This is a genomic window from Siminovitchia fortis (genome assembly GCF_007681465.1).
GTDB classification, from domain to species: domain Bacteria; phylum Bacillota; class Bacilli; order Bacillales; family Bacillaceae_C; genus Siminovitchia; species Siminovitchia fortis.
In genome coordinates this window covers 1-7,447 of record NZ_VEKZ01000093.1, presented here as the reverse complement: position 1 = coordinate 7,447, position 7,447 = coordinate 1, and the positions used below count along the sequence as shown (strand labels likewise).

General features: G+C 38.4%; 7 protein-coding genes and 1 riboswitch. Of the genes, 4 read left to right on the top strand and 3 right to left on the bottom strand.

Annotated elements, in window-relative coordinates:
• The first annotated feature begins 169 nt into the window (after positions 1 to 169).
• Positions 170 to 280: riboswitch (TPP riboswitch) on the top strand.
• A 91-nt stretch (positions 281 to 371) separates the two neighbouring features.
• The 4 genes from FS666_RS18485 to FS666_RS18470 are packed head-to-tail and all read left to right on the top strand — an operon-like array spanning position 372 to position 3,920.
• Entirely contained in the window at positions 372 to 827 is a 456-nt protein-coding gene (locus FS666_RS18485; RefSeq protein WP_144463686.1) for a nucleoside 2-deoxyribosyltransferase, read from the top strand.
• Positions 828 to 839: 12 nt separating this feature from the next.
• Positions 840 to 1,844, top strand: a complete 1,005-nt coding sequence (locus tag FS666_RS18480) for a thymidylate synthase (protein WP_144463685.1) — start codon at positions 840 to 842, stop codon at positions 1,842 to 1,844.
• Between the two features lie 26 nt (positions 1,845 to 1,870).
• Positions 1,871 to 2,626: a class I SAM-dependent methyltransferase gene (locus FS666_RS18475; RefSeq protein WP_144463684.1), complete on the top strand. Its 756-nt coding sequence runs from the start codon at positions 1,871 to 1,873 to the stop codon at positions 2,624 to 2,626.
• 52 nt (positions 2,627 to 2,678) lie between these two features.
• Positions 2,679 to 3,920, top strand: coding sequence for an HAD-IIA family hydrolase (locus tag FS666_RS18470; protein WP_144463683.1), 1,242 nt, complete (start codon positions 2,679 to 2,681; stop codon positions 3,918 to 3,920).
• 383 nt (positions 3,921 to 4,303) lie between these two features.
• Here the strand turns inward: FS666_RS18470 and FS666_RS18460 are convergent, their stop codons facing one another.
• From FS666_RS18460 to istA, 3 genes are read right to left on the bottom strand one after another with little or no spacing between them, the layout of a single operon-like run.
• Positions 4,304 to 4,669 (bottom strand): VOC family protein, encoded by a 366-nt coding sequence (locus tag FS666_RS18460; RefSeq protein WP_244943963.1) that lies wholly within the window; start codon positions 4,667 to 4,669, stop codon positions 4,304 to 4,306.
• 52 nt (positions 4,670 to 4,721) lie between these two features.
• Positions 4,722 to 5,441 (bottom strand): IS21-like element helper ATPase IstB, encoded by a 720-nt coding sequence (istB, locus tag FS666_RS18455; protein WP_144463681.1) that lies wholly within the window; start codon positions 5,439 to 5,441, stop codon positions 4,722 to 4,724.
• Positions 5,438 to 6,940 carry an IS21 family transposase gene (gene istA, locus FS666_RS18450; protein WP_144463680.1) on the bottom strand — a complete coding sequence of 501 codons (1,503 nt, stop codon included), beginning with the start codon at positions 6,938 to 6,940 and terminating at the stop codon, positions 5,438 to 5,440. The genes istB and istA overlap by 4 nt, the downstream gene beginning before the upstream one ends.
• Positions 6,941 to 7,447: the final 507 nt, after the last annotated feature.

Sequence of the window (7,447 nt, the reverse complement as noted above, 5' to 3'; positions counted from 1 at the left end):
AAAGTTTTACCAAATAGCCCCAGAATTAATGTTCAGTAAATTTACTTTCGTAATTTGGGATAATCTATTAAATTTTCTATAAGTTCCTAACCCAAAATAGTAATCGGAACTTATAGACTATTCAACGAATTTGTGTTACGTTTATATGGAACACTTTTACAACAAAATAAAAATTCACTAGGGGTGCTTTTGTGTTAAAAGCTGAGAAAAGACTAAAAGTCTTTAACTCTTTGAACCTGATCTGGTTTGTACCGGCGTAGGAAAGTGGGGAAAATGCGTAAGCATTAATGAATAATTTTTATTAAATGCTCTCGTTAATAAACCACTTCCTAATTGAAGTGGTTTTAATTTTTTATTAGGGGTGATAAGAAATGAGTCAAAACAAAAAAGTGTTTCTTGCAGGACCATTTAAAAGTCTAGTTGATCCAAAAACAGGAATGATGGCCAATCATGAAAAACAAAAGTTGTTAAATCTTATATCTTTTTTTGAAGAAAGAGGTTTTTCAGTCCATAATGCGCACAAACGTGAAGGGTGGGGAAAGGACTTTATGACACCCGAAGAATGTACTGCAATAGATTTCAAAGAAATTAGTACATGCGATCTTTTCGTTGCCTTTCCGGGTTCACCAGCTTCCCCGGGAACCCATATAGAAATTGGATGGGCTTCTGCTTTAAATAAACCAATTATTCTGCTGCTAGAAGAAGGAAAAGACTACGCCTTTTTAATAAAAGGCCTTGATGCTGTCGCTAATGTAATATCTATCCGTTATCAAAAAGAAGATGATTATTTAAGAGAAATCGAAAAACAGTACTTACAATTCGTTTAGAAGGAGGTACATATGCAATACAGTAATTTCCACGAAGCTTATATAGAAACACTTTATGATACTTATCACAACCCACAATTTTTCAATGCACCACGTGGTAACCATAGTCGTGAGAAGCTTAATTATAACTTGAGTATTAAAAACCCTGTAGAACGTGTCTGTTATTTACCAAGCCGAAAAACGAATATTGTTTTTAATTTTGCAGAAGTTTTATGGTATTTATCAGGTGATAATAGCCTTGATTTTATTAGTTACTATAACAAGAAAATGCCTGAATATTCAATGAATGGAAAAACATTAACGGGGACAGCATATGGACCAAAAATCTTTGAATTTGGCAATGCCAAAATAAATCAATGGAAACAAATAAAAGATTTATTAACACATGAAGATCCTGATTCCAAAAGAGCATTTATACAGATCTTTGATGCAACGGAATTAATGGTACCAAACAATATTGATATTTCTTGCACATTAGGTCTGCAATTTTTTGTAAGAGAAAATAAACTATATATGGCATCTTATATGCGTGCAAATGATGCTTTTCGTGGAATCATAAGTGATCTTTTTTCCTTTACATTTATTCAAGAATTAATGGCCAGAGATCTTAACCTGGAATTAGGAGAGTATTTTCATAATGTTGGCTCCATCCACATTTATCAGCCGGATGATGAATGGACTGAAAAGGTGCTTCAGGAAGCTAAATCTGACCCACGAAACATGAAGCCTAAATTTAAATTCCCTAAAATGCCTTCTATAAATAATTGGCCTTCGATTGAAACTGTGCTAGAATATGAGGCTTTATTAAGAAAAGATCAGATTAAAATGTCAAGTTTAGACATTAAAAAATTGGATTTACCTGAATACTGGAAGCAAGTTCTTTTACTTTTTAGTTTGTATCAATACATTGCTTATAAAAGACCAATTGATACTTCCTTATATGAAAACTTACTCCCAGTTTATCAGCATTTTGTTATTAATAAATGGCCTTCAAAATTCACAACAATTGTAAAATAAATCTAGCCGAGGAGGAGAAGTAGATTATGAAAACTTCTTTTAAAGAAGGAACCATTGCTAATAAATTTGAAGCTTACAATGATATACTTGAACAAACTTTAGGATTTCGCTTTGTCTTTGAAACTTTCCTTTCAAATCCAAATGTAAAAAATATACTTGACTATGGATGCGGACCGGGAAAAGTAGCTTATAGATTGTCCAAAAGTACGAACCTAAACATCATTGCTGTAGATGAATCAAAAGAAATGCTCGACATTGCTCAGGAAAAAAGAAACCATCCAAACGTAGATTATCATTTGATTGAAAATGACCAGTTGTCTTTTCTTGAGAATAATTCAGTTGACGGAGCCATGACCTGTTATGTATTTATTAATACGGAAAATAAAGATAGGATTCGGCGAATTATGAAAGAGATTTATCGAGTACTAAAACCTGATTCACCATTTGTTATTTTAGATACAAATCCTGATTCAACAGGTATCGAGTTTTCTACGTTTCGAAATGGTATACCAGGAAAAAAATATATAAGTGGAGAAGCACGACAAGAATGGTTACATATAGAGAACCAAGAGGATCTTATATTACATGACTTTCACTGGCCAAAATCAATGTATCAGGAAGTTCTGAAAGAGATAGGTTTCCGAGATATCGAACAACTAGAACCAACTTTACGGGATATTCCTTATGAGGAATTAAAAAGGATTGAACAAGAACATAAATTTAGCCAATGGACACAGGAATGGGATTACCCTCCCTTCGTTCTTTATCGATCCGTCAAATAAGTAGTCAAATAAGTAATGGAAGGTTTCAGAACTGTTCCAAGGAGAGAATATTATGATAGCTGATGAATTTGATGTATTTTTATTTGACTTAGATGGAGTAATTTATATAGGATCAGAACCACTTCCTGAGGCAGTAGAATCACTTAGGCGTCTTCGAAAAGAAAAGAAAGAGATTAGATTTTTAACTAATGATCCATGTACAACACGGGAAAAAACAGCAAAACGGTTAAGTAAGCTAGGTATAGAAGCAAGCAGCGAAGAAGTAATTACGTCTGGTTGGTTGACCGCACAATATTTACACCATGAAAAAGTCAGAACTGCATTTGTTTTAAGTGATGAAAATTTAAAATGGGAATGTCAACAAGTTGGTATCAATATAAAAGATCAAACCAATGTAGAAGCCGTTGTTGTTGGGTGGGACGATAATGCGTCTTTTCATGATATCCAGAAAGCAGCAAAATTTATTCATAAAGGATCAAAATTTGTTGCCACAAATGCAGACAGAACGTTTCCAACCCCTGAAGGTCCTTTACCTGCTGTTGGGGCAATGGTGGAAGCGATACGGGTTTCAACAGAGAAAAGACCTATCATTGTCGGAAAACCTTACCCTTATATGTTTAAAAAGGCACTTGAAGATTTTATTCCATCCTCCAGAGCAGTAATGGTGGGTGATAATCCATATACTGATATTTTGGGCGCACATCAGGCAGGAATACCGGCCATTTTGGTATCAGAGCAAAATGTTAAAAAGTTCCCGTCAGCAAGAGATTTCCGCAATCCAGATGCTACGATACCAAATTTAAAGAGTTTATTTGACAGTAATATAAACATAAAAAAGTGGATTTCCCCTTCCTTTTCTTGGCCAGATAATATCGAAGCAGGAGTTGCAGGCATTATTTTTGATAAAAAACAGCGAGTTCTTCTAGTGAAACGTGCAGATAACGGATTATGGGGAATTCCATCGGGCCATGTTGAGCCAGGAGAAACTGTAGAGGAAGCAATCATCAGAGAAATTAGGGAAGAAACCGGTTTGAGAGTCAAAGTTAATAGGTTAATCGGAGTTTATTCTGATCCTGTTTCTCAGGTTTTTTCATATCCAAACGGTAATGTAAGTCACTTTATTACAACATGTTTTGAATGTGAAGTTATAGGTGGAACTCTAAATAGAAAAAGCGAAGAGACATTAGATGCGGATTATTTCGACTTTAATCATTTACCAGAAAATCTCCTAAACATGCATCCAAGATGGCTTAAGGATGCATTAGAAAGGGAAAGAATTTCTTATATTCGTTAGTTAAGTAACAAGCCCTATAGAAAAACAGAAATGGCTTAAAGTTAAAACTTTAAGCCATTTCTCAATTTTACATATATTTACTGTTTATTGCGGGTAATGACAGCTACGCTGTTGTTACCCCAATTAGCCCCTGACTGAATTAGGCTATTATGATAGTCCTCAATTGCTTTTGAAACAGACTTTCCTAAAGCACCTTGGGAACAACTAGCCAGGTGTGTGTGAGTAGATAATATGGGAAATAATGAGCGATAAAAGTCATGGTTCAATTCCTTTTCCCCCTTCTTCACTCAAATAATATGTAAACTTTAAAATCTTTCCTCCACTATATGATAAAGAAAGCACAATTCCTAAATGCTACGGAATTGCGCCCGATTATGGAACAGTCAGGGTGCAACAAGTTCCACTTTTATTCTGTCTGGATCTTCAAAGTAAACAGCATAATGATTATCTCCTCCGGCGAATGGATGCTGGTTTGTATAGAGTAAATTAATTCCTTTAGCGTTCAATTTATTAGTCATATCATCAACGTGTTCACGTGAACTTGCGTGAAATGCCAAATGATTTAAACCTACTCGACATCTATGGTATGTAACTTCCAAATACCGTTCTTCTGCTTGCACAAATACAATATAGGTGTTCTCTATTTTCCAACTCTGTCCGCTATCCCATTTTTGAAAGGAACTATATCCTAATTCCTCAAGAAACCAACCCCAAAAATCGGTTGATTTTTTTAAATCTGTATTTGGCAAGTAAAAAATGTATGAAGTGGCAATGAAACATGTAAGCCACTTGCCAACAGTCTTACGAGTGTAATAAAGATTCTTTGTAACGGAAGCTATCGCCCGTAAAAAGCAATAAGTGGGAATGATGGATTAGCCGGTCGATCACGGCTTCCGTCAAAATCGGATCTCCAAAGACATGATTCCACTGGCCGAACTGCAGGTTGGTGGTGATAACGATGCTTTTATTCTCGTAACACATGGATATCACCTGGAAGAGCAGCTCAGCACCCTCTTTGTGGAGTGGAATATATCCCAGTTCATCTAGGACCAGCAGATCAAGCTTTTCGATCTGTTTCATTAATTTTGGCAGTTTTCCTTCTTGATGCGCTTCAATCAATTGGTTGACCAAGCCAGCCACGGTATGGAATCTAACCCGGCTGCCAAACCCATGGATGGCATTCAGGCTGATCAATGTGGCCAAATATGTTTTGCCAGTACCAACCCCTCCATATAAGATCAGGTTCTCTTTTTCATTGATAAATCCACCGTTAAGAATGGTTTTCCTGTCTATCCCTTGAGGTATTTGGATATGTTCCCACTGAAACGGCTGGGTGCCGGTTTTAGGCAGCTGGGCCTGTTTAAGCAACAGGTTGACCTTCCTTTCCTCCCGATGCTTTACCTCATTCTCAAACAATTTCAGGAGATATTCCTGGTTGCTGACTGCCTCCACCTTGTGAAAATTTTCTCTGATCCAGCTCAGCTTTAGTCTCTTCGTGTATGCCTCGATCTGCTCAATCATTTTCCGGCCCTCCCCTCAAGGAAGAAGGCGTCATAGTGGGACAGCCCCCTTGTGATGTCAGGCATGGCAGGGACGGGAGTTTTCGGTGTTATAGCCGAATATCTGTCCCCCTGATGAAGCAGGGAATAGAAGGTGTGCCGGATCTGTTCGACACTCGGATGGCCATGCGTCGAAGCCAGATCCAACGCTTCGTTTAACAGGGAGAAGTCGTTGTTCTTGAGAAGCTTGCCTAACAACCGCAGGGCGTCTTTCTGTTCCTCCTCCGTACAATTGCGAAGAAATTCTGCCCATACAGAGGGGAATTGATCATATACACTTGAGTATTTGATTGCCCTTGGCCGTTTGGCAAGCGGCTCCAGATAAGGCTGCCATACCATGGATTTGCGCCTCATTCCATACAGTCTGGCGTGTTTGGCAATCACTTTATTTTCCTCATTTAATATATTGATAGATTGATAGGTAATACGCACACGGACCTTCTGCCCCGCAAAGCGTGGAGAAGTGGAGTACTGCTTCTGGTCAATGGTGATGAAGCCATATTTGTCTGCCCGTGCCTCTTGATGGCGGACGCAGTCAAATCTTTTCTCCGGCAGTTGGAGCCATTCCCTCCGGTCTTCCTCAAACAATTCGCTCTGCAGGACCTGCTTCTCATAATGTTTCCGGTTCCGGTCCTTTTCCGCCAGTTCCCATAATGTCCCGTTGAAATGGTCCAAGTCCACAAGGGTGTTTTCCGGCAAGAGGAAATTGTTCCGCACATATTTCACCATGGCTTCCACATGGCCTTTTTCATTTCCTTTGCCGGGATTGCAGAATTCGTATGTAAACCCGTAATGCAGGACAAATCGCTCGAATACATCTGTTAGATCCCTTTGTCCCTTGGCACGTATTTTCTTTACTGCAGGGCTCAGGTTGTCGAAACGTATGACCCGGGGTACACCGCCCATATGATGGAACATGCGTTGCAGGCCCTCCAGCAAGCATTCCGTATTTTCCGAAGGGAAGACTTGGAAGTAAAAGCTGTTACTATACGGAAAAGACATTACAAGGTACGGCAGGTCAATCACCTCGGAATGATAACGAAACGGTGCTGTTCCGAAGTCCACCTGCGCGGTGCCCGGGATTGCCTTCAGGGGCAGGGCTGCTTCCTCTGCGTCTGCTTTCAGTTCTTTTTTTCGTTTGGAAACATAGCCGCGGACAGAACGATAGGAACCTTCAAAATCATGGTGCTTTTCCAGAAGTTCGAACATTCTTTTGGCCGTCCGATGGTATTTCCTTTTCTTTTTCAGGTCTTCTCGAATCCATTTGTCGAGGATCGGCTTGACCGGACCCATGACAGGCGCTTCGCGTATTTGCTGTTTCTTTTCAGGGAACTCCTCCTGATTCGCATATTTACTGACCGTCCGAGGGTCAATTCCCATTTTTCTTGCTACACTTGCGTATTTTTCCCCTTTTTGATTTACCTCATGTCTGATATAATCAATCTCAGCCACTGCTAACATCTCCTAAATAGCCTCCTGTCGAACGTTGTTGATCCAACGTGGAGTCTAAAGTTATTTTGAGAAGTTGGCAAGTGGCCTTTTTTATTTACGCAGATAACGAGAAAATCACCTACATAAATTAAATGCCAAACCTTACATTATTAGATTGCCATAAACATTTAAATCAGATACATATATCTCAATGTGATGAAGTAATCCCTTTGACATGATACACTCCCCTTTCTTCACTACGTTAAATGACTAAATAAGTTAATACGTTATTAGATTAAAAGGCCCGATTATTGAATATTATCTATTGACCGTTGGAAAAATTGGAAAAGGGTGTATAGACGCTTCAATATATTAGCTCCGATACCTATTAATATAAAAACCCCAAGTATACATAGGATTAATGTGTCTATTTTAATGATAGAGACTCAAGAAATATATAATGTAAGCAAAATAGTGTAAAGAATCACTTTGTTCCGTCAAAAACAGGCCTTCTTTATTCAAATTCCTTCAGCGTGA

Excerpts from the sequence above, each read along its gene's own strand:
- FS666_RS18485 (WP_144463686.1), top strand. The coding sequence starts at position 372 with ATGAGTCAAAACAAAAAAGTGTTTCTTGCAGGACCATTTAAAAGTCTA.
- FS666_RS18480 (WP_144463685.1), top strand. The coding sequence starts at position 840 with ATGCAATACAGTAATTTCCACGAAGCTTATATAGAAACACTTTATGAT.
- FS666_RS18475 (WP_144463684.1), top strand. The coding sequence starts at position 1,871 with ATGAAAACTTCTTTTAAAGAAGGAACCATTGCTAATAAATTTGAAGCT.
- FS666_RS18470 (WP_144463683.1), top strand. The coding sequence starts at position 2,679 with ATGATAGCTGATGAATTTGATGTATTTTTATTTGACTTAGATGGAGTA.
- istB (WP_144463681.1), bottom strand. The coding sequence starts at position 5,441 with ATGATTGAGCAGATCGAGGCATACACGAAGAGACTAAAGCTGAGCTGG.
- istA (WP_144463680.1), bottom strand. The coding sequence starts at position 6,940 with ATGTTAGCAGTGGCTGAGATTGATTATATCAGACATGAGGTAAATCAA.